The sequence below is a fragment of the Streptomyces sp. NPDC029296 genome (assembly GCF_055569255.1).
In genome coordinates this window covers 52,110-72,333 of the sequence record NZ_JBVHXT010000024.1, presented here as the reverse complement: position 1 = coordinate 72,333, position 20,224 = coordinate 52,110, and the positions used below count along the sequence as shown (strand labels likewise).

The 20,224-nt window shown below is 72.8% G+C and carries 19 protein-coding genes; 5 read left to right on the top strand and 14 right to left on the bottom strand.

Annotated features, from left to right (window positions below):
- Positions 1-15: 15 nt before the first annotated feature.
- The 5 genes from ACZ4W9_RS21830 to cyc2 all read right to left on the bottom strand — a co-directional run bounded on the left by ACZ4W9_RS21830 (position 16) and on the right by cyc2 (position 7,419).
- Complete coding sequence (locus ACZ4W9_RS21830) at positions 16-951, bottom strand: aminoglycoside phosphotransferase family protein (RefSeq protein WP_467938247.1); 936 nt, start codon at positions 949-951, stop codon at positions 16-18.
- A gap of 53 nt (positions 952-1,004) precedes the next feature.
- Positions 1,005-2,132, bottom strand: coding sequence for an aminopeptidase P family protein (locus ACZ4W9_RS21825; protein WP_467938245.1), 1,128 nt, complete (start codon positions 2,130-2,132; stop codon positions 1,005-1,007).
- Positions 2,133-2,346: 214 nt separating this feature from the next.
- A complete protein-coding gene (locus tag ACZ4W9_RS21820) occupies positions 2,347-2,892 on the bottom strand; it encodes a PDZ domain-containing protein (RefSeq protein WP_467938243.1) in 546 nt (181 codons plus the stop codon).
- Positions 2,893-3,274: 382 nt separating this feature from the next.
- The gene (gene phsA, locus ACZ4W9_RS21815; RefSeq protein ID WP_467938241.1) at positions 3,275-5,143 is read right to left on the bottom strand and encodes an O-aminophenol oxidase PhsA; all 1,869 of its coding nucleotides are present in this window, start codon (positions 5,141-5,143) and stop codon (positions 3,275-3,277) included.
- A 113-nt stretch (positions 5,144-5,256) separates the two neighbouring features.
- Positions 5,257-7,419 carry a germacradienol/geosmin synthase Cyc2 gene (gene cyc2, locus ACZ4W9_RS21810; RefSeq protein ID WP_467938239.1) on the bottom strand — a complete coding sequence of 721 codons (2,163 nt, stop codon included), beginning with the start codon at positions 7,417-7,419 and terminating at the stop codon, positions 5,257-5,259.
- A gap of 151 nt (positions 7,420-7,570) precedes the next feature.
- On the opposite strand from cyc2, the gene ACZ4W9_RS21805 reads away from it, so the two are divergent.
- On the top strand, positions 7,571-8,380 hold the full coding sequence (locus ACZ4W9_RS21805; RefSeq protein ID WP_467938237.1) for an alpha/beta fold hydrolase: 810 nt from the start codon (positions 7,571-7,573) through the stop codon (positions 8,378-8,380).
- Positions 8,377-9,642 (top strand): cytochrome P450, encoded by a 1,266-nt coding sequence (locus ACZ4W9_RS21800; protein WP_467938235.1) that lies wholly within the window; start codon positions 8,377-8,379, stop codon positions 9,640-9,642. The genes ACZ4W9_RS21805 and ACZ4W9_RS21800 overlap by 4 nt, the downstream gene beginning before the upstream one ends.
- A 117-nt stretch (positions 9,643-9,759) precedes the next feature.
- Here ACZ4W9_RS21800 and ACZ4W9_RS21795 read toward each other — a convergent pair whose 3' ends face one another.
- Both ACZ4W9_RS21795 and ACZ4W9_RS21790 read right to left on the bottom strand, forming a co-directional pair.
- Positions 9,760-10,407, bottom strand: a complete 648-nt coding sequence (locus tag ACZ4W9_RS21795) for a ScbR family autoregulator-binding transcription factor (protein ID WP_467938233.1) — start codon at positions 10,405-10,407, stop codon at positions 9,760-9,762.
- Positions 10,408-10,817: 410 nt separating this feature from the next.
- Entirely contained in the window at positions 10,818-11,468 is a 651-nt protein-coding gene (locus ACZ4W9_RS21790; protein ID WP_467938231.1) for a Tat pathway signal sequence domain protein, read from the bottom strand.
- Between the two features lie 620 nt (positions 11,469-12,088).
- Between ACZ4W9_RS21790 and ACZ4W9_RS21785 the strand changes: the two genes are divergently transcribed.
- The 3 genes from ACZ4W9_RS21785 (at position 12,089) to ACZ4W9_RS21775 (ending at position 13,853) form a co-directional block, all read left to right on the top strand.
- Positions 12,089-12,787 (top strand): DUF6230 family protein, encoded by a 699-nt coding sequence (locus tag ACZ4W9_RS21785; RefSeq protein WP_467938228.1) that lies wholly within the window; start codon positions 12,089-12,091, stop codon positions 12,785-12,787.
- A 5-nt stretch (positions 12,788-12,792) separates the two neighbouring features.
- A complete protein-coding gene (locus tag ACZ4W9_RS21780; RefSeq protein ID WP_467938226.1) occupies positions 12,793-13,242 on the top strand; it encodes a DUF6114 domain-containing protein in 450 nt (149 codons plus the stop codon).
- Between the two features lie 155 nt (positions 13,243-13,397).
- Positions 13,398-13,853 (top strand): tellurite resistance TerB family protein, encoded by a 456-nt coding sequence (locus ACZ4W9_RS21775; RefSeq protein WP_467938222.1) that lies wholly within the window; start codon positions 13,398-13,400, stop codon positions 13,851-13,853.
- An 81-nt stretch (positions 13,854-13,934) separates the two neighbouring features.
- Here the strand turns inward: ACZ4W9_RS21775 and ACZ4W9_RS21770 are convergent, their stop codons facing one another.
- From ACZ4W9_RS21770 to ACZ4W9_RS21740, 7 genes are all read right to left on the bottom strand, one after another.
- Positions 13,935-14,888, bottom strand: a complete 954-nt coding sequence (locus ACZ4W9_RS21770) for an ABC transporter substrate-binding protein (RefSeq protein ID WP_467938218.1) — start codon at positions 14,886-14,888, stop codon at positions 13,935-13,937.
- Between the two features lie 154 nt (positions 14,889-15,042).
- Positions 15,043-15,717 (bottom strand): ABC transporter permease, encoded by a 675-nt coding sequence (locus tag ACZ4W9_RS21765; protein WP_467938213.1) that lies wholly within the window; start codon positions 15,715-15,717, stop codon positions 15,043-15,045.
- Positions 15,714-16,367 (bottom strand): ABC transporter permease, encoded by a 654-nt coding sequence (locus tag ACZ4W9_RS21760; protein ID WP_467938208.1) that lies wholly within the window; start codon positions 16,365-16,367, stop codon positions 15,714-15,716. The genes ACZ4W9_RS21765 and ACZ4W9_RS21760 overlap by 4 nt, the downstream gene beginning before the upstream one ends.
- Positions 16,364-17,497, bottom strand: coding sequence for an ABC transporter ATP-binding protein (locus ACZ4W9_RS21755; protein WP_467938205.1), 1,134 nt, complete (start codon positions 17,495-17,497; stop codon positions 16,364-16,366). Before ACZ4W9_RS21755 ends, ACZ4W9_RS21760 begins: the two co-directional genes overlap by 4 nt.
- Positions 17,498-17,703: 206 nt before the next feature.
- On the bottom strand, positions 17,704-18,111 hold the full coding sequence (msrB, locus tag ACZ4W9_RS21750; RefSeq protein ID WP_467938202.1) for a peptide-methionine (R)-S-oxide reductase MsrB: 408 nt from the start codon (positions 18,109-18,111) through the stop codon (positions 17,704-17,706).
- A 19-nt stretch (positions 18,112-18,130) separates the two neighbouring features.
- Positions 18,131-19,522, bottom strand: a complete 1,392-nt coding sequence (gene murC / locus ACZ4W9_RS21745) for a UDP-N-acetylmuramate--L-alanine ligase (protein ID WP_467938199.1) — start codon at positions 19,520-19,522, stop codon at positions 18,131-18,133.
- Positions 19,523-19,668: 146 nt separating this feature from the next.
- Positions 19,669-20,142, bottom strand: a complete 474-nt coding sequence (locus tag ACZ4W9_RS21740) for an indole-3-glycerol phosphate synthase (RefSeq protein WP_467938197.1) — start codon at positions 20,140-20,142, stop codon at positions 19,669-19,671.
- Between the last annotated feature and the right edge of the window lie 82 nt (positions 20,143-20,224).

Sequence of the window (20,224 nt, the reverse complement as noted above, 5' to 3'; positions counted from 1 at the left end):
GGGCCTGGCGCCTGCTCAGGGCCCCGGCTCGTCCTCCGGGAGGTCGGTGACCCGCTCCAGCAGGATCGGTTCCCAGGCGCGGCGCAGCCGGGTCCGCAGCAGGGGCAGGTCACCGCCGGCGCGGCCCTCCAGGCGGTCGGCCAGCCCGATGACGGTGTCGCAGCGGGCCAGCCACAGGCCGCGGAGGCAGGGGCGGGCGCCGTAGCCGGCGAGGGTGGCGGCGCGGACGGCCGCCGGGGAGCCGACGGCGACGGCGAGCCCGGCGATGTCCTCGGCGGGGTCGCCGAGGGCCGCCCGCGTCCAGTCCAGGACGCCCCGCACCCGGCCGTCGGCGCTGACCAGCACGTGTGCGCCGGTCAGTCCGTGGTGGGTGAGGACGGCCGGGCCGGGCTGCGCGCCGAGCCGGGCCGCGTTCGACGGGGAGAACTGGTGCAGGCGCGCGGCGTCGAACTCGTCGGCGGTGGCGAGCCCTTCGGCCGCGTGCGCGGCCATCCGGCGCAGCGCCTCCAGCGAGCGCGGTGCGGCGCGGGGCACGCCGAGTGCCTCGGCCTGGCGTGCGGACACCGCGCGCAGCCCGGTGAGCAGCCCGGCGAGGTCGGCCTCGCCGACGGCGGAGACCTCGTGCTCGTCGGCCGTGCCGCCGGGCACCCGGGTGTCGAGGGTGTAGGCGAGGCCGGGCGCCCAGTCGCCGTGCGCGACGCTGACCGGAACGGCGACCGGCACCTGCGGGCGGACCAGGTCGCGCAGCCGCAGCTCCCGGCGGCGGCGCGCGGACGCCTCGCGGTCGGGGGCGAGGCGCAGCACATGGCGGGCGCCGATCCACCAGGTGTGCTCGCGCTCCTCGGTCACGGGCCGCACGTCGGGCCCCCCGGTGCCGTCGCGGCCCTCCTTGAGCAGCGAGCGGACCAGTCGGCGGACGGTGTCCGCGGTGGGTGTCGGTGCCTGGGTCATGGGTGCGGGCGTCGCCGTTCCGGTGTCGTCGGGGTGGGGTCTCGCGGGCGTCCTCAGTCCACTGTGACCAGCTCGCGGGTGGTGTTGTTCAGCCGCCGTCCGCCGTCCCCGGTGACCGTGACGATGTCCTCGATGCGCACCCCGAAGCGGCCGGGCAGATAGATCCCGGGTTCCACGGAGAAGCACATGCCGGGCACGAGGGGCCGCTCCTCGCCCTCGATCATGTACGGCGGTTCGTGCGTGGTGACGCCGATGCCGTGCCCGGTGCGGTGGATGAAGTACGGGCCGTACCCGGCGTCGGTGATCACCGCGCGGGCGGCACGGTCGACGTCCTGGCAGGCGGCGCCGGGGCGTACGGCCTGGTAGCCGGCCTCCTGGGCGGCGCGCACCACGTCGTGCACCCGGCGCTCCTCCGCAGTGGGTTCGCCGACGTGGACCGTGCGGGTGGTGTCGGAGCCGTAGCCGTCCTTCAGGCCGCCGAAGTCGAGGACGACCATGTCGCCGGGCCGGATGACGCGGTCGCCGACCTCGTGGTGCGGGTTGGCGCCGTTGGGGCCGGAGCCGACGATGGTGAAGTCGACCTGTTCGTGGCCCAAGCGGCGCAGCAGGGCGGCGAGGTCCCGGCCGACGTCGGACTCGCGGCGGCCGGCGAAGGGCAGCTTCCGGATCTCCTCGAACGCCTGGTCGGCGGCGGCTCCGGCGGCCGCCAGGAGGTCCAGCTCGGCCTCGTCCTTCACCGCGCGCAGCATGGGCAGGGCGTCGGTGAGGGCGGCGTAGGAGGTGCCGGGCAGGGTCCGCTGGAGGCCCAGCAGATGCATCGCCCAGGCGTTGTCGCTGATGCCGAACCGGCCGCGGTCCTCGAGGAGGGCGGCGGTGACGGCGTAGGGGTCCGTGCCGTCGGTCCAGTCGCGCAGGGTCAGCGCAGGCGCGCCGGGGGCCTGCTCGGCGTCCGGGGCCTCCAGGGTGGGCACGACGAGGACGGGGTCGCGGCCGGGGGCGAGGACCAGCACGGTCAGCCGTTCGGTGACGGCGGTGGGCGCGTAGCCGGTGAGCCACACCAGGTCCGGGCCCGGGGCCACGAGCAGTCCGGCGAGGCCGGCGTCGGCCGCGGAGCGCACGGCGCGTTCCATGCGGGCCCGGTAGTCGGCGGCGGTGAAGGGCGCGGGCGTGGTACCGGTCATCCGGGCCTCCGGGCACTGCGGGGGAAAGGGCGCGCTGACGTCTCGGGCAGCATCCTGCCCGCCCGGCCGGATCCACGCGACCCGATGCCCGGAACGGGCGTTCGGCGGTACGCGGGGAAGGCGCCGGGCATGGGCCCATGATGACGCGTGGGACGGATGGTGACCAGCGGTTTCACCGGGTACGGCGCGGCGCTGTGCCGGTTCGCGGAGGGGGTCAGGTGACCAGCCCGGGGGTCACCGTCAACTGCTGGTAGGCACCGCTGTGGTGGCGCACGGTGAGCGGCAGCGCCTTTCCGGGCAGGGAGCGGGTGACGGCGCGGGCGAGGTCGGCGGCGGTGTCGACGCGGGCCGCGCCGAGCTGGAGCACCACGTCCCCGCGGACCAGGCCGGCCGTGTAGCCGGGGCCGGGCACATGGACGGCGACGACCAGCGCGCCCGTCTTCCCGCCGTCGGCCACCTCCACGCCGAGGGTCGCGCCGGGCGGGGCGGCCATGGGGGCGGCGTGGGACGCGGGGCCGGGCGGCGGGCTCTGGCGGGGCGGCCCGTCGGGTCCCCCGATGCCGGTCATCGTGGCGCCGGCCATGCCGATGCCGATGCCGCAGAGCAGCAGTACGGTGCCGGCGCCCGCGCCGAGCAGCAGGGTCCGCAGCCGCCGCGCACGCCGGGACGCGGCGTGCGGGCGGCGGGCGGGGCCCGGGGTGCCCTCGTCCTGCCGGTGCTGACCGGGGATCGGCTTGGGCCGCAAAGCGGTCTGTTCCATGGTTTCGCTCGCCTCCGGCTGGTGCTCTACCCGGACGGGCGGGCCGTGACGAGACACGAAAGAGTGAGATTGCCCGGAGGGCGGCGGAGGGTAGCCATGCCCGACGGGCCGGCACCCCGTCCCCACGGGCATCCCTCGCCCCAGTCCGCGGCGCCCGGCAGGCGCCCGCGGCAGGCTCACCGCCGCTCGCCCCCCTCAGGCCCTCCAGCCGGAGCCGGCGGGCGACGGCGCGGACTCGCACCCGATGGTCCGGGCGCCGGCCCGCGCCGTGGTCGAGCACGCGGCCGCCCGGCCCGCCCGCACGGCGTGACCCCGGCCGGCCGCGCACCGCGCCCCGGCCGGGGTGGCCCTGGCCGCCGTCCCCGGCCCGGACCGCCGTCTCTCAGCCCGTGTGGCCGTGGCCGTCGTGCGCCCCGTCGTGGGAGAACCTCAGCGCCTCGGGCGGCATGACGACGAAGGGCCGCATCATGCCCATGTCCTCGTGCTCCAGCAGATGGCAGTGGTACATGAACCGGCCGTACGCGCCGTCGAAACGGCCCATGATCCGCAGCATCTGGTTGCCCGGCACCCGGAAGACGTCCTTGTGGCCGCGCTCGTTGGGCGCGAGCGGTATCACCGTCCCCGCGTCGTACCGGATCGGGGTGCGGGTGCCGCCGGCCGCCGGGTCGAAGCCGGAGACGTCGTAGGCGTCGCGGCCGAGCAGCTGGAAGTCGGCCAGGTGGATGTGCATCGGGTGCTCGATGGGGGCGAGGTTGAGGAAGCTCCACTGCTCGTGGTCGCCCTCGCCGATGGTGAAGCCGAGGGCGTCGTTGAACGTGCGCGCGGTGCGCCGGTACGTCTTCGTGACGCCGTCGGGCCCGGTGACCTGCACGATGCCGTCGGCCGGGAGCCGGAGGCCCGCCGGGCGCTCGGTCTCGGTCATCTCCCAGATCTCCGGGTGACCGCCGGCGCCCTTGGTGGCGGGCGGGGTGAGCAGGATCAGGCGGTGGCCGTGCGGGATGTCGTGGGTGAGGCGGCGGAAGGAGCCGGAGAGCACCTCGGGCAGTTCGAAGGTGTCCTCCTCGCACGCCTCCCCGACCCGGAACTGGAGCACGTCCGGGTATGCCACGTCCCCCTGCGGGTCGGGCTCCCCGGCGGGCCGGTTCGGACCCTTGTTCACCAGGCGCAGGGTCCGGCCGGCCAGGCCGCGGAAGTCGATCAGCAGGTCGAACCGCTCGGCCGGCGCGGCGGTCAGGTCGGGCAGCTCCGCGTCGAAGTCGACCGGCACCGGGCGCGGCAGCAGGCCGCCGTCGCTGCCGATCTGGTGGACGATCCCCGGCACCGGCTCGCCGTCCTCGTCGATCAGGACGAGGTGGAAGATGCGCGCGTTGGAGGCGTTGACCAGCCGGAAGCGGTACCAGGCCGGGTCCACCTCGGCGTACGGCCAGATCCGGCCGTTGACCGTGGTGTACGGGCCGGTGAACGGGAGGGAGACCGGCTTGCCCGTCTCCGGGTTGCGGTCCTGGACGATCACCGTCTTGTGCAGCAGCCGGCCGTTGAGCCGGCCGTCCTCGTCGGTGTCGATGTTGCGGTCGGCGAGGAGCAGCGGTATCTCCCGCTCCCCGGAGGGCAGGCGGAGGGCGTCCTCCTCGTCGTCCCGGACGAGGTAGGTGCCGTACAGGCCCGCCATCACGTTCCAGCGGGTGATGTTCATGGCGTGGTCGTGGTACCACCACTGCACCGCCTGGTGGTCGTTCGGGTACTCCGACAGCTGGGCGTCGCCGGTGCCGACGGCGTTGTCCGTCCAGCCGTCGTTGCCGCCGCCGGTCTGCGCGCCGTGCAGGTGGGTCACCACCCAGGCGGGCAGGGCGGCGACGTCCTTGTTCGGCTCGGCGCCCCCGCGGCCGGGCTCGGTGCCGGGCTGCGGACGGCCGTCCGTGCGCAGCTTCACCTCGACCGCGGTGACCGGGTACTCGCTGTCCCTGGGAATGCGGTTGGTCCAGGCGATGCGGACCCGCCTGCCGCGCCGCACCTCGATGGTCGGCCCCGGCACCTGTCCGTCGTAGCCCCACATCAGGGTCGGCGGCAGCTGCGGGTGGAGGCGCACCCAGGTCGGGCGCAGCGCGATCTCGGTCTCGCGCAGGACGTCGTCCGCGGCGGGCCGCAGGACGGGCGGCACGGTCAACGGCGCCAGGTACGGCGTCAGTTCGTTCGTGGTCGGTGCGGGCCCGCGCCCGGTTTCTGCGGCGAGCCTCTCGATTGTCTCGGTCAAGGCCGAACACCCCCCGTGTTGGCGACTTGTTGTTCCCCTTGCTCCTGAAGACTCCCGAGAGCGCACCGAAGTTCCCTGAATGCCCCGTTCCGTACGAGGAGATTCGGCGACCGTCAGCCGAGCGACAGGACGGGCACGGCGGGCGGCCGGTCGGGCAGGAAGCCGTGGGCGCGGCGGCCCAGCCACTCGGCCTTGTAGCGGTCGACGGACCGGTGCCAGTTCAGGATGCCGGCCAGCCAGTTCTGCAGATCCAGCACATAGGCGGCCATGGCAGTCCGGGCCTCCTCGGACAGCGCCAAATCGTCGTAGAGGAGGGGCAGTTCGTGGGCGATGACGTGCTCGAACTGCCGCATGCGCTGGGTCATCAGGTCGTGGACGACGGTCAGCGCGGCCGGGTAGTCCACACCGAAGAAGTTCTGGACCACCAGGACGGCGTTGTGGATCTCGCCCTCGTACTCGATCTCCTTCTGGTAGGAGAAGACGTCGTTGAGGAGGCAGGCGTAGTCGATGGCGGCGTTCTCCAGGGAGCGCACCGGGCCGCTGGCGTACACCTCGGCCGGGACGGCGGGGCCCTGTCCCATCCGGCACAGGCTCAGGGTGAGGTCCGAACCGAAGGTGGCGCGCCGCATCTCCAGGTAGTCGACCGGGTCCGGGACGCGGTTCTGGAGCTGGTTGGACAGCTCCCACACCCAGCTCTCGGTCATCGCGTCCACGGCCGTCCTCAGGGTGCGCCGCTGGTCGGTGGTCATGGTGGCCGTGGTGCGCGTCCACAGGTCGATGAGGGCGCGCTCCATGGCGTTGCCGGGGACGACGGGCGGTCCGCCCTCGACCGGCATGCACTGGGAGAGCCGGGCCGTGGTCAGGCGGGCGGCGGCCAGGTCCCTGCGGTGGCCGTACACCAGCGGGTAGTAGTCGTCGCCGTAGGTGCCCCAGGCGAGCCAGTGGGCGCTGAGGTCGAGGGCCTCGGGGGTGGCGTCCGGGTCCAGGCCGGCCGAGCACAGCGCGAGGTCGTAGGCGGCGAGCTTGTCCTCGTCCCAGACTCCCTCCTGGAGGATGCCCATGCGCCGGCACCAGTCGACGAGGTGGCCGCGGGCCTGGTCGAGGTGGGGGCTGAGCTGGAGTTCGTAGGGCATGTGGAGGTCGGGGACGCGGGACGGGCCGACCTTCTGGAAGGGCACGTGCGCGTAGGCGCGCAGCCGGCTCTGCGCGGCCGAGGCGAGGATCGCGCCGATGTCGGCGGCCGAGGTGCCGGGGCCGCTCGGCGTCTGCCACGGCGAACGGGACCGCGCGCCCTTGTTCATGTAGCGGCTGGAGCGCAGGTGCCACTCGTGGCCGCCGGACTGCCAGTCCTGGAGTCCCTTGGCGTAGGCGGCGACGGCGGCGACCTCGCCGGGAGTGAGGCCCTTCTCCAGGGCGACGGCGGGGACTTCGGTGAGCGCGGTGTGCTCGAACTGGTGCAGCCGGGAGGTGAGGACGTCGTTGACGGTGTCGGCGGCCTCCTGGGTGGTGCAGCCGAAGAACGTCTCCAGCACCAGGACGCCATTGCTGTTCTCGCCCTCCTCCTCGACCTCGCGCTGGTAGGAGAACAGGTCGTTGCGCAGGTGGACGGCGTCGGAGAAGGTCTCCATGAGGACGCGCAGCGGCCGGGTGCCGGCGACGGCGGCGGGGACCTCGGCGGTCGCGTACTCCACGAGCCCGGCCGACCAGGGGGCGCCGCCCACCTTGCGGCGCATCTCGATGTACTCGACGGGGTTGGCGATGCGCCCCTCGTTGATGTTGGACAGCTCCCACATCGACTCGTTGAGCAGGTGTTCGGTGGCCGCGGAGAAGCGGCGCCGCCAGTCCGCGGACATCGCCGGCACGGTGCGCGCCCACAGGTCCTCCAGGCCCGCCTCCACCGGGTTCTCCGGCTCGGGCACGGGCGCGCCGGGGTCGAGGGGCATGAACAGCGGCAGGCGGTCCAGGTGGGCCTTGCCGGCCGCGCGGTCCTGGGTGCGCTTGAACATGTCGAGGAAGTGGTCGTCGAAGAAGAACACCCACACGTACCAGTCGGTGATCAGCGACAGGGCGGGGCCGTCGCAGTCGGGGTGGGTGTAGGCGCACAGGAGTCCGTAGTCGTGTGCCTCCAGGTCGGCCTGGTCCCAGATCCCGGAGCCCTCCAGCATGCCCATCTCGCGCGCCCACCGGGTGGAGTGGGCGCGGGCCTCGTCCAGGTGCGGGTTGAGCCGCGCGGGGTACGGCATGTAGAAGTGCGGGAGTTCGAACGGTTGCGTCATGGCCGGGCCCTACCCGCGCCCCCCGACTCGCATCCAGCCCAAGGCACATGATCACACCATCGCGTGAACCCCCCGGGAAATCGGCAACGCGGGCGGGGGTTGTGGCGTTCACTGCCTTGCCGCGCCCGCGGGCGGGGGCCACGGTAGGCGCATGACCTCCTTCGTGCTGCCCCATGAGGTGCACGGCGACGGCGCCCACCGGGTGTTCGCCGTGCACGGCTGGTTCGCCGACCGGTCCGCGTACGCGCCCGTGCTGCCGGACCTGGACCGTACGGCGTTCACCTACGCGCTGGTCGACCTGCGCGGCTACGGCGAGGCCCGAAGCGTCCCGGGCCCGTACACGACCGCGGGGGCCGCCGCGGACCTGGTGGAGCTGGCGGACCGGCTCGGCTGGCGGCGGTTCTCGGTGGTCGGGCACTCGATGGGCGGCGCGGTGGCCCAGCGGCTGCTCGCGGTGGCCCCGGAACGGCTGCGCCGGATCGTGGGGGTCTCGCCCGTGCCCGCCTCGGGCCTGCCGCTGGCCGGGGAGCAGGCGGAGCTGTTCGCACAGGCGGCGCACCGCGCGGAGAACCGGCGCGCGATCATCGACTTCACCACCGGGGGCCGCCGCCCGGACGCCTGGCTGGACCGGATGGTCGCCCGCTCGCTGGAGCGCAGCGACGCCACGGCGTTCCGGGCCTGGCTCGACTCGTGGTCGGGCGAGGACTTCAGCGCCGAGGTCGCCGGCGGCGGGGTGCCCGCGCTCGCCGTGGCCGGCGCGCTCGACCCGGCGCTGTCGCCGGAGGTCATGCGGCGGACCTGGCTGTCCTGGTACCCGCGCGCACGGCTGGCGGTCCTGCCCGGCGCCGGACACTGCGCCATGGACGAGACCCCGCTCGAACTCGTGCGTACCGTGGAGGACTTCCTGCGCGCGGACCAGGAGGAAGAGGCGGACGGCGCGGGCCCGGGCGGACGGGCGTGAGCGGGCGCGCGGCCCCGCCGGTGCCGGACGTCTTCGATCCGCGCCGGTACGCCGAGGGCGTGCCCTACGACGACTACCGCGTGCTGCGCGACCACCATCCGGTGGCCTGGCAGGAGGAGCCGGAGGTGCTGGGCTGGCCGGCCGGGCCCGGGTTCTGGGCGGTGACCCGGCACGCGGACGTCGTCCGCGTGCTGAGGGACGCGGGGACGTACTCCTCCCACGCGGGCGCGACCCAGATCCGCGACCCCGATCCGGAGGACCTGCCGTTCATCCGGCGGATGACGCTCAACCAGGATCCGCCGGACCACGGGCGGCTGCGCAGGCTGGTGAGCCGCGCCTTCACGCCGAGGCGCGTGGAGCGGTTCGCGGCCATCGCCCGGGAGCGGGCGCGGGCGCTGCTCGCGGGCGCCCTCGCGCGGGCGCGGGAGGGGGACGGCACGGTGGACCTGGTGGCCGCCGTGACCGACGAGTACGCCCTGCTGAACCTGGCGGACCTGCTGGGCGTCCCGGCAGGCGACCGGGGGCTGCTGCTGGACTGGACGCGCCGGGTCATCGGCTATCAGGACCCGGACGAGGCCGGCCCTCCGGTGCGGGACCGGACGGGCAGGCCGGTGAACCCGCGCTCGCCGGCGATGCTGCGGGACATGTTCGATTACGCCGGGCGGCTCGCGGCGCACAAGCGGCGGTATCCCGCCGACGACATCGTGACGACGCTCGCCCACGACGCCGAACTCGCGGGCGCGGAGCTGGAGATGTTCTTCTTCCTGCTCACCGTGGCGGGCAACGACACCGTGCGCGCCGCGGCTCCGGGCGGGCTGCTGGCACTGGCGGAGCGTCCGGGGGTGTACGAGGCGCTGCGCGCCGACAGGGCCGGGCTGCCGTCGGCCGTCGAGGAGTTGCTGCGCTGGCATCCGCCGGTGCTGACGTTCCGCCGGACCGCCGTGCGCGACACCGAGCTGGCGGGCCGGCGGATCCGGGCGGGCGACAAAGTGGTCGTGTTCCACGCCGCGGCCAACCGGGACGAGCGGGTGTTCGCCGACCCGGACCGGCTCGACCCGGCGCGCTCCCCCAATCCGCATGTCTCGTTCGGGGACGGCCCGCACGTCTGCCTGGGCGCGCACTTCGCCCGCCTGCAACTGCGGCTGCTCCTCGAGGAGGTGCTGCGCGTCCTGCCGGACCCGCCGGTTCTCGCCGGACCGGCCGGTCGGCTGGTGTCGAACTTCGTCAACGGCGTCAAGTCGCTGCCCCTGCACGTGATGTGACGGGCCGGCCCTCGTCGACGGGCGGGCGTCGGCGCGGGCCCGGCCGTCGGTCCCGGCACGGGTGGTCACGGGGACGAACGGGGCTTCGGGGCACGGCCGTTGCCGTGCCCTGGAGATTCACGCGGCGCGGACCTCCCGTTCCAGTTGCGTGGCCAGGGTGACGTAGCGGGGGCGCCGGTGCACCGGGACCAGGCCCCGGATCACCAGGTGCCACATCTCGGCGACCCTGCGCGGCAGCCGTCCGACGGGTTCGAGCGAGCGGCCCGCGACCCGGGTGCCGATGAAGAAGCAGACGAGGGAGCGGGCGACCACCGAGACGTCCAGGTCCCCGTGCACATCGGCTTCCCGGACGGCTCCGTTGAATTTGCGGGTAGCGAAGTCCAGCCACTCCGTGAACGGATGCCGCAGCGGCGGCCGTACGGCGATGTCCGCGGTGGCGAGGCGGAGTCCGGCGCGCGGCACGGGATCCTCGACGGCGAGCCGGGCGATCCCGAAGGTGGTGCGCATCAAGGCCTCCAGCGAGGAACAGCCGCGGCCCTCGATGTCGGCCACGAGCTGCCGCGCGGCCTTCGCCTGGAGTTCCAGTATCGCCTGGGCCAGGTCCTCCTTGGCCGCGAAGTGGAAGTACAGGGCACCCTTGGTGACCTTCGCATGTGCGACGATGTCGCTCAGGCTGGTGGATTCATAGCCATGCCGGTCGAACAGGTCGGCGGCGGCCGTGATGATGGTTGCGCGGGTCTGTTCAGCGCGTAACTGCCTCGCCATCCCGTGACCCCTCCTCGCACCTCAAAAGAACAGGACATGCGGTTTGTTTTCCATCCCCCGCATACGATAACTCACCACACGGGTTCGGGAGTCCAGAGGTCCACGCGCGCGATACGACACGTGTCAGCGGTGGGGCGGCACCCGGCGGGCCCCGGGCGACGAGCGCCGGCTGCCCGGCCGGCACGGTTCGAGGCGGACGTCCGGTATTCAACGAAGCATCGGAGCCGGCGCGAAACAGCAGAACCGGTCGGTGCTTTCGTGCCCCTTGAGAGCCGAACGCGCCCCGTCACGCCCCCTGAACACGGCGAAGCCGCCGACGCGGCCGTGTACCCACGGGCCGCGCCGACGGCGGTATGTGCGGCGAGGAGTCCCGGTTCGCGGCTACGACGCGAACCGGGCGCTCCGGTCGGTCAGTTCACGTAGACCCGGGCACCGGCGTCGGTGACGGGCGCGTACTTCGCCGTGAAGTAGCCGTTGGCGAAGCACAGCGACGATCCGGAGAACTTGGTGAACTGCTGGTTGGTGAAGGTGATGCTGCTGTCGGCGTTGTCGGCCTTGCCGGTCAGGCCGGGCGCCTGGTACACGCAGGACACGGAGCCCAGCAGGGTGCGCAGCTGGACCGTGGCCTGGATGACGGAGCCGCTCGGCGGCGTGACCGTGAGGGCGCCGCTCGACGTGATCGTCGCCGAGTACGGCAGGTTGTTGATGGTGATGCCGTTGACACCGAGGACACCGGTGACATTGCTGGTGCAGGTGCTGCTGTCGAAGGTGTGCGCGGTGACGGACTCGGTGGCCGTGCCGGGCGCGGCCGGGTTGGACGTGGCCTTGGCGGTGAACTGGGACGCGGTGCACTTGACGCCACTGGTGCCGGTCGCGCTGGAGTAGAACGTGGCGGCCGTGCCGGTGGCCAGGGGCGCGGTGAGGGTGTCACCGACGGCGACCGCGGTGCCGCCCGTGCTGCCGGTGGTCAGGACCGTACCGGCCGCGGACGCGGGGGTGGCCCACACGAGGCCGAGCGCGGTGGCGGTGCCGGCGAGGGCGAGGAGGGAGCGCGTACGCATGCGGGTGCCTCTCTTCCGAGGTGGGGGACAGATGAGGTGCGGTGGGGGGTGGCGGGCGGTGCGTGCGATGCCGCCGGCACGGGTCCGTAACGCCTTCTCCGTACGCTGCGGACCCGCGACGGCGGCACACCGGGTCCCGGCCACAGGTTTCGGGGGAAGACCTTGGGCCGGGCCGGGCGAAGGGGCGGGCGGCACGGCGGAAAAAGAGGGAAAGCGACCCGTGCCGGAGCCGCGCTGCGAGGTGGAGCGGTTGCCGTACAGGGCCGGGAACGCGGCCGGTGCAGCGCCGCTGGACGCGACTGGCGCGCCTGCCGGATCCGGCGCCACGGATCCGTGGAAACTGGGGAAGTTGTAGACCTGATCAACCGTCAGAGTCAAGCCGTCGCACCCGAGTTGATGCATGCGGCGACGGCACGCGCAGGTCCGTCACCGGTTTTCCACATCTCCCTTGACCCTTCAAGCTAACCGGCGGTAACTTCGCCGGAGGCTACTGCCGCGTAACCAGAAAACCCTCGCACCCGCCGGGAGTCGCGAGGAGGTGCCCGGCATTCGCTGTCCGCGCCAGGACACCGCGCCACCTGAAGCCCAATCCGCATTGATTCATGCACATGGGAGCAGACATGGCCTCGTCCCCGGACATCCCGTCCGCCGGCAAGACCCCCGAGAACTCGGGGAGCGACACCCCGTCCGAAGCCCCCGGCTCCGCCGGTACCGGCACCGGCGGAGCGAGACGAGGACGGGTCAGGGCCCGCCGGGCCGCGATGATGGCGATTCCCGCCACCCTCGCGGCCGCGGGTCTCGCGGTCCTCACCGCCCAGGGAGTGCTGGGTGTGCAGTTCGCCATCTCCGGCATGCCGTTCACGGTCACCGCACAGGACCTGGACGGCAGCGGATTCGAGCAGTTCGGCGCGCTCGACAACATGGCGGAGGGCAGCCCGAACGCCGGGGACACCGGCGGACAGGTGCTCGTCGTCACCTCCGCGATCAAGGAGGCCACACTCACCAAGCTGTGCCAGAGCGTCGACCTCGGCGGCACCAACCTGCTGATCACCGCGGGCAACGGCAAGAAGAAGGTCACCGCGACCGATCTGACCACCGACTCCACCGTGCTGTCGGGTGACGCCGAGTTCAACAAGATCGAGATCGGCAACGACGCCAGCACCCTGGACAAGGCGGGCGTGAAGGGCCCGATCGGCGTGTTCAGCCAGCAGGCCGACCACGTGCACATCGCCGACCTGCGCCAGACCAACTACGCGACCACGGCGGCGGTGTTCCGGCTGCCCGGGCTCAAGCTGCGCTTCAGCGACTCGGGTTGCTGATGGCCATGCCGGACCGTACACGCCGGGGACCGAGGCCCGCCTTCCGCGGATGGCGGGCCCGCCGGCCGTTCTGGGGCGGACTGCTGCTCGCCCTGGGCGGCGGCGAGATCCTGCTCACCGAGAAGGCCTCGCTGAAGGTCGTGCTGCACATCGGCATGCAGGGCCTGGCCGGATATCTCCTGCCGACCCTCATGCTGCTGCTCGGCCTGCTGATCCTCTTCAACCCCTCCCAGCGGCTGTTCTACTCCATCACCGGCATGCTGCTCTCCCTGGGCAGCTGGCTCACCTCCAACCTGGGCGGCTTCTTCATCGGCCTGCTCCTCGGCGCCGTCGGCAGCTGCCTGGCCTTCGGCTGGCTGCCGGACCAGGAACCGCGCGTCAGCCGCCGCGAACGCCGCAGGCGGGCGCGGGCCCTGGCGGCGCGGCGGACGGAAGGAATGGAGAGGGCGGCCTGACACTGCCGGGAGGCCGGGCACCACGGCGTCCCACCTCGCCAGGACTCGGTGGGGATGCGCGGAACTTCCCGGCCGCTCCGTTAGTTTCTACGGTGCTGTAGAAGTTTCCGCCGGGTGCCGCGAGAGGTGTCCGGCGGCTCGTACTAGGAGTGGACATGGCCCTGTGGGACCGCATCAAGGAGTCGGCGTCGCAGATGCAGACCCAGTTGGTGGCGAGGAAGAACGATCTGAAGAGCGGCGCGTTCCGCGACGCGAGCATGGCGATGTGCGCGCTGGTGGCCGCCGCCGACGGGACGGTGGATCCCTCGGAGCGGCAGCGGGTGGCCCAGCTCATCGCCACGAACGAGGTGTTGCAGAACTTCCCGGCGGACGATCTCAGGCGCCGTTTCGAGGACAACCTGAACAAGCTGACGACCGACTTCGCGTTCGGCAAGGTGAGCGTGCTCCAGGAGATCGCCAAGGCGAAGAAGAAGCCCGCGGAGGCGCGAGCCGTCGTACAGATCGGCATCGTCATCGGCGGCGCGGACGGCGACTTCGACAAGACCGAGCAGGCCGTGGTGCGTGAGGCCTGCTACGCGCTGGACCTGCCGCCGCACGAGTTCGACCTCTGAGCCGCGGCCCGCGGCCCGCGCGGGTGCCCCCGGGAATCGGGGGCCACCCGCGCGGGCCGCGGCTGTCCGGACCGGGGGGTGTCAGACGAGCCCGGCGGACTTCAGCCAGGTCCGGGCGATGTCCAGCGGGTCCTTCTTGTCCGCCTGCACCCGGGTGTCCAGCTCCAGCAGGGTCTTGGTGTCGAGCTTGGCGGAGACCGCGTTCAGCGCGTCGACGCCCTTCTTCGGCAGCGCGCCCTTGCGGACCAGCGGCTGGACGTTCTGGAAGCCGAAGAGGTTCTTCGGGTCCTGCAGGACGACGAACTTCTCCTTGGTGATGTGCGGGTCCGTGGTGAAGACGTCCGCGACCTGCACGGCGTTCTGCTTCAGCGCCGCCAGCGTCAGCGGGCCGCCCGTGTCCAGCGCCTTGAAGGACTTGAACTCCAGGCCGTAGACGGACTTCAGGCCCGCCAGCCCCTGCTGCCGGGCCTGGAACTCCGGCGAGCCGCCGATGACCAGGTCCTCGGCGACGTCCTTCAGGTCGGCGATGGAGGACTTGTCCGTGAGGTGGTACTTCTCCGCGGTGGCCGCGTTGACCGTGACGGAGTCCTTGGACTGCGCCGACGACGGCTGGAGCAGCGTGAGCCGGGAGTCCAGCCTGGCGTTGATGGCGTCCCCGGTCTCCTCCAGGGTCTTCGGCGTGGCCTTCTTGTCGAGGTGGGCCAGCAGGGCGCCGTTGTACTCGGGCATCACCGAGAGGGAGCCGTTCTTGATCAGCCCGTAGGTGGTCTCGCGGCTGCCGATGTTCGGCTTGTACGTGACCTTGATGCCCTTGGCCTTGAGGGCCTCGCCGTAGATGTCGGCGAGCAGGGTGGACTCGGGGAAGTTGTTGGAACCGACGACCACGCTGTCGCCGTCCGCCTTGCCGCCGGTGAGGGGGTTGTCGGCCTTGTCGTCGCCGGAGGAACAGCCCGCCAGCAGAGCCGCCGCCAGGGCGACCACCGCCGCGCCTCTGCTCCCCCGGATGGTCCTGCCGATGTGGGTCGTTGAAGTCACCCGTCGATCCAAGCCAGCCGCTCGTCGGTCAGTCAAGTGCCGCCGGCCGGCAATCCGCGCCGATCCGCCTCCGGTCGTGCGCACCTGGTGCCCTCCTTGCGGCGGTTTCCCGGTGCACGCGCCCCGGCCTCCGCGCGTCGTCACGCGGCGGCCGTCAACCGCGCCCGCCCCGGCGCACTCCCGGTGACACCGCGAGCCGGGACACCGCCCAGAACACGGCCAGGGTCACCAGGGCCAGACCGGCGACCAGGGTGGCGCCCCCGACGACCTTCTCGTAGTCCTTCTGGTAGAGGCCGTCGATGATGTACCGGCCGAGGCCGCCCAGGCTGACGTAGGCGGCGATGGTGGCGGTGGAGACGATCTGGACGGCCGCCGTGCGCAGCCCGCTCAGGATCAGCGGGAGCGCGACCGGCACCTCCACCTGGAACAGCACCCGCGTCTCGGGCATGCCCATGCCCCGGGCGGCGTCCACCGGCGAGGGGTCGACGGAGCGGATCGCCTCGTAGGTGGTGACCAGGATCGGCGGGACGGCGAGCACGACCAGCGGGATCATCGCCGGCAGCAGCCCGATCCCGATCCAGATGACCATCAGCACCAGCAGGCCGAAGCTGGGCAGCGCCCGGCCGGCGGTGGCGAGGAGCGCGAGGACGTTGCCGCCCCGGCCGGTGTGGCCGGTGAGCAGGCCGATCGGCAGACCGATCCCGGCGGCGATCGCCAGCGCCTCCAGGCAGTACCCGACGTGCTCGGCGAACCGGGTGGGGATGCCGTCGTAACCGTGCCAGTGGGCACCGTCGCCGAAGAAGGCGCGTGCGAAGTCGAGGACGTTCACCGGCCGGCCCCCTTCCGCGGCATCCAGGGCGTGAGCAGGAAGCGGAGCAGGACCAGCGCGGCGTCGGCGAGCACGCCCAGCACTCCGATGGTCAGCACCGCGTTCACGGCCAGGGCGGGGCGGCCGTAGGTCTGGGCGGCGTAGAGCATGTTGCCGAGGGCGCCCTGGTTGCCGATGAGCATGCCGACGCTGACCAGGGAGATGCTGGACACGGTCGCCACCCGCAGCCCGGCGATGAGGGCGGGCACGGCGAGGGGCAGCTGGATCTGGAAGTACCGGCGCACGGCGCCGAAGCCCATGGCCTGGGCGGCGGCCAGGGTCTCCGGCGGCACCGAGCGGACGCCGTCCACGATCGCCGGGACGAGCACCACCAGGCTGTAGAGCGCGAGCGGGATCATCACCGTGGTCTCGCTCTGCCCGAAGTAGTCGATGAGGACGACGAAGAAGGCGAGCGACGGGACGGCGTAGAGGATCGTGGCGACGCCGAGGACCGGCGGGTAGATCCAGCGGAAGCGCACGCACAGCTGGGCGACGGGCAGCGAGACGAGCAGCCCGGCCAGCACCGGCAGCAGGGCCTCGCGCAGATGCAGCCCGACGAGGCCGAGCCAGCCCTGCCCGAGGTCGCTCGGGAGGTCGAAGAAGCCGTTCATCGCCCGGCCGTCCCCTCGGCCCGCTCGGCCACCCGGCTGTGCGCGGCCCGGATCGCCTCGGCGATGACCTGCTGGGACACGACGCCGACGGCGCGCCCGTCGCCGTCGACCGCGACCGCCCATCCGGTCGGCGACAGCACGGCACCGTCGAGCGCGGCCCGCAGCGAGTCGGTGCCGGGCACGAACGGCCGCCCGTGGTCGAGGAGTCGGTCCCGGTCGACGGCGCCGGCGGTGAGCCGGCCGGGCTCGCTCCAGCCGAGCGGCCTGCCGTCGGGGTCGGTGACGAGGAGGTAGGGGGCGGCCGTGGCCCGGGAGGCGAGCGTGCCGGCGTCGGCGTCGGCCGGCACGAGGGGCCCGGTCTGCAGCTCCAGCCCGGCGGACGGGAAGAAGGAGAGCCGGCGGATGCCCCGGTCGGCGCCGAGGAAGTCCTCCACGAAGGAGTCGGCGGGCGCGCTGAGCAGTTCGGCGGGCGGGGCGTACTGGGCGAGCCGGCCGCCGGTGCGCAGTACGGCGACCTTGGTGCCGAGCTTGATCGCCTCGTCGATGTCGTGGGTGACGAAGACGATGGTCTTGCCCAGTTCCTCCTGGATGCGCAGCAGTTCGTCCTGGAGTCCCTTGCGGACGACGGGGTCGACGGCGGAGAACGGCTCGTCCATCAGCAGCACCGGCGGGTCGGCGGCGAGCGCGCGGGCCACGCCGACGCGCTGCTGCTGGCCGCCGGAGAGCTGGTACGGGTACCGCTTGGCGAGGGCCGCGTCGAGTCCGACCCGCTCCATCAGCTCCGCGGCCCGGGCCCGGGCCTCGCGCCTGCTCCGGCCGAGCAGGCGCGGAACGGTGGCGATGTTGTCGAGGATGGTGCGGTGCGGGAAGAGGCCCGCGTTCTGGATGACGTAACCCATCGAACGGCGCAGGGTGTTGACGGGCTGTTGCCGGATGTCCCGGCCGTCGAGGAGGATGCTGCCCTCGGAGGGCTCCACCATCCGGTTGATCATCCGCAGGGTCGTCGTCTTGCCGCAGCCGGAGGGTCCCACCAGCACGGTGATCGCGCGATCGGGTATCTCCAGCGACAGCCGGTCGACCGCGACCGTGCCGTCCGGGTACCGCTTGGTGACTGCATCTATCCGTATCAAAACGCCGCGTACCCTTCGGTCCGACCGCTCGGGGCTGATGCCGGGAGAGTCTAGACCGCACGCGTCGCGAGCCTCGGGAGGAACACCGACCGGTACGACGGCCCCGGCGTCCTCGGCGTGCCGGGCGCGGGGCCCACGCACGGGCGTGCCGCGGCGGATGCGGGGCGGCACGCCCGGCGGGTGGTCCGGCCTCGGCGGCGGTGGTCTCAGCCCTCCGCGGGGCGCAGCCGCAGGGAGATCGAGTTGATGCAGTACCGCTGGTCGGTGGGGGTCGGGTAGCCCTCCCCCGCGAAGACGTGCCCGAGGTGGGAGCCGCAGCGGGCGCAGCGGACCTCGGTGCGGACCATGCCGTGGGAGCGGTCCTCGATCAGCTCGACGGCGTCGGAGTCCTTCGGGTCGTAGAAGGACGGCCAGCCGCAGTGCGACTCGAACTTGGTGTCGGAGGTGAACAGTTCCGCGCCGCAGGCCCGGCAGGAGTACACGCCCTGGGTCTTGGTGTCCGTGTACTCACCCGTGAAGGCCGGTTCGGTGCCGGACCGGCGCAGCACGGCGTACTCGGCCGGGGTCAGCTCCGCACGCCACTGCTCGTCCGGCTTCTCGACGTCGTACGCCATCAGCTCTCAGCTCCTTCGCCTACCGCGCGAGACGGTCCAGGATCAGCGGGCCCAGGTCCGTCACGTCGCCCGCGCCCATGGTGAGAACGAGATCACCGGGCTTCGCCATTCCCGCGATCACCACCGGGATCTCCGTCTTGTCGTGGACGGCGGTCACATCGGCTCCGGCCGCGTGCGCCGCCTCGATGATCAGCTCGCTGGTCACGCCCGGGACCGGGTCCTCGCGGGCCGGGTAGATGTCGAGCACCACCGAGGCGTCGGCGAGGGCCAGTGCCTGCCCCATCTCCTTGCCCAGCTCCTGGGTGCGGGAGAACAGGTGGGGCTGGAAGACGACGAGGATGCGGGCGTCCCCGGCGGCGCCGCGCATGGCCTCCAGGTCGGCGGTCATCTCGGTCGGGTGGTGGGCGTAGGAGTCGATCACCTGGACGCCGGCCGCCTCGCCCTTGAGCTGGAGGCGCCGCTTGACGCCGGTGTAGGCGGCGAGGGCGGGCGCCAGCTCGGCGGCCGGGATGCCGAGGGCGGCGCCGGCGGTGAGTGCGGCGACCGCGTTGAGCGCGTAGTGCCGGCCGGGCACGGACACGGCGAAGGTCAGCTCCTGTCCGTCCAGCACCACCGTGACCCGGCTCCTCAGTCCCTGCGGGACGATGGACAGCACCCGCACGTCGGCGTCCTCGGCCTCGCCGTAGGTCACCACCCGCACCGCGCGGTCGCGCACCCGCCGGGTCAGCTCCCGGGCGCCCTCCTGGTCGGCGGAGACGACCAGGGTGCCGCCCTCGGTGATCCGGTCCACGAAGGTCTCGAAGGACTCGTGGATCTCGTCCATGGAGGCGTAGTTGGCGTGGTGGTCCAGCTCGACGTTGAGGATGATGGCGACCTCGGGCGCGTACTTGTGGAAGCTGCGGTCCGATTCGTCCGCCTCGGCGACGAAGATGTCGCCCTCGCCGTGCAGCGCGTTGGAGCCGGGCGCGTCCAGGTCGCCGCCGATGGCGTACGACGGCTTCAGGCCCAGCTCGGTCAGGCAGACCGCCAGCATGGAGGTGGTGGTGGTCTTGCCGTGGGTGCCGGCCACGGCGATCGGCCGCAGCCCCGTCATGAGCGCGGCCAGCGCGTCGGAGCGGTGCACCACCGGGATCCCCAGCTCGGCGGCGCGGACCAGTTCCGGGTTGTCCTCGCGGATCGCCGACGAGACCACGACACAGCTCGCGTCGTCGGCGAGGTGCCCGGCCGCGTGCCCGATGTGCACGGTGGCACCGAGCGCCCGCAGCGCCCCGGCGGTCGCCGACTCCCTGGCGTCGCTGCCGGCCACCGCGGCCCCGCGCTGGGCGAGGATCTTGGCGATACCCGACATCCCGGCGCCGCCGATGCCGATGAAGTGCGGTCGGTCCATGGCGGTAGGAAGGCCGGGTGCCATGCGTTTCTCCCCAGAGACGGTACGAGCTGGAAGCACGCCTAGCCTATGCGCTGAAGCACCGCCGCCCCCGCAAGGGGCGCGGGGCGGCCCGCCCGGGGGCGCGCCGGCACGCCGGCCGGCGCCCGGCCGCCGTCCCGGCAAAGCGCCTACGCCTTGCTGTGCGAGAACAGCTTCAGCACCGGCACCCCCACCTTGTGCCGCGCCCGCGAGGCCCAGTCCCGGTGGAAGAACTCCTCCACGTAGTGCGGATCGGTCAGGACGATCACCTCGTCGGCGCCCGCCTCGGCCACCAGTGCCTTCAGCGCGTCCAGCGGGTGGTCCTCCACCAGCCGCCCCTGCGCCGCGCTCCCCGCGGAGCGCAGCGCCTGGAGCGACACGTCGAGGGCCTGCTGCCCCACGCCGCGCGCCTCGTGCCCCTCGGGGGTCTCCCCTTCCCGCACCGCCTCGTCGAGTTCGCCGAGCGCGATGTCGTCGATGGCCCGCAGCAACCGGTCCGCCTGCTCGCCGCGCGGCTGGAGCAGGACGTGGAAGGAGACGGGCTCGTCTCCGTGCAAGGTGGTGACGAACTCCACGTCGGCGGACGTCAGGGCCTTCTCGATCATCAGAACGCTTGTGAACACCAGGCGCCTCTTCTCCTTAGAGGGCCCGGCAGGGCCCCTGCGGAAACCATCCTTCCCCGTGATCGCACGGGTACTGCCGGAT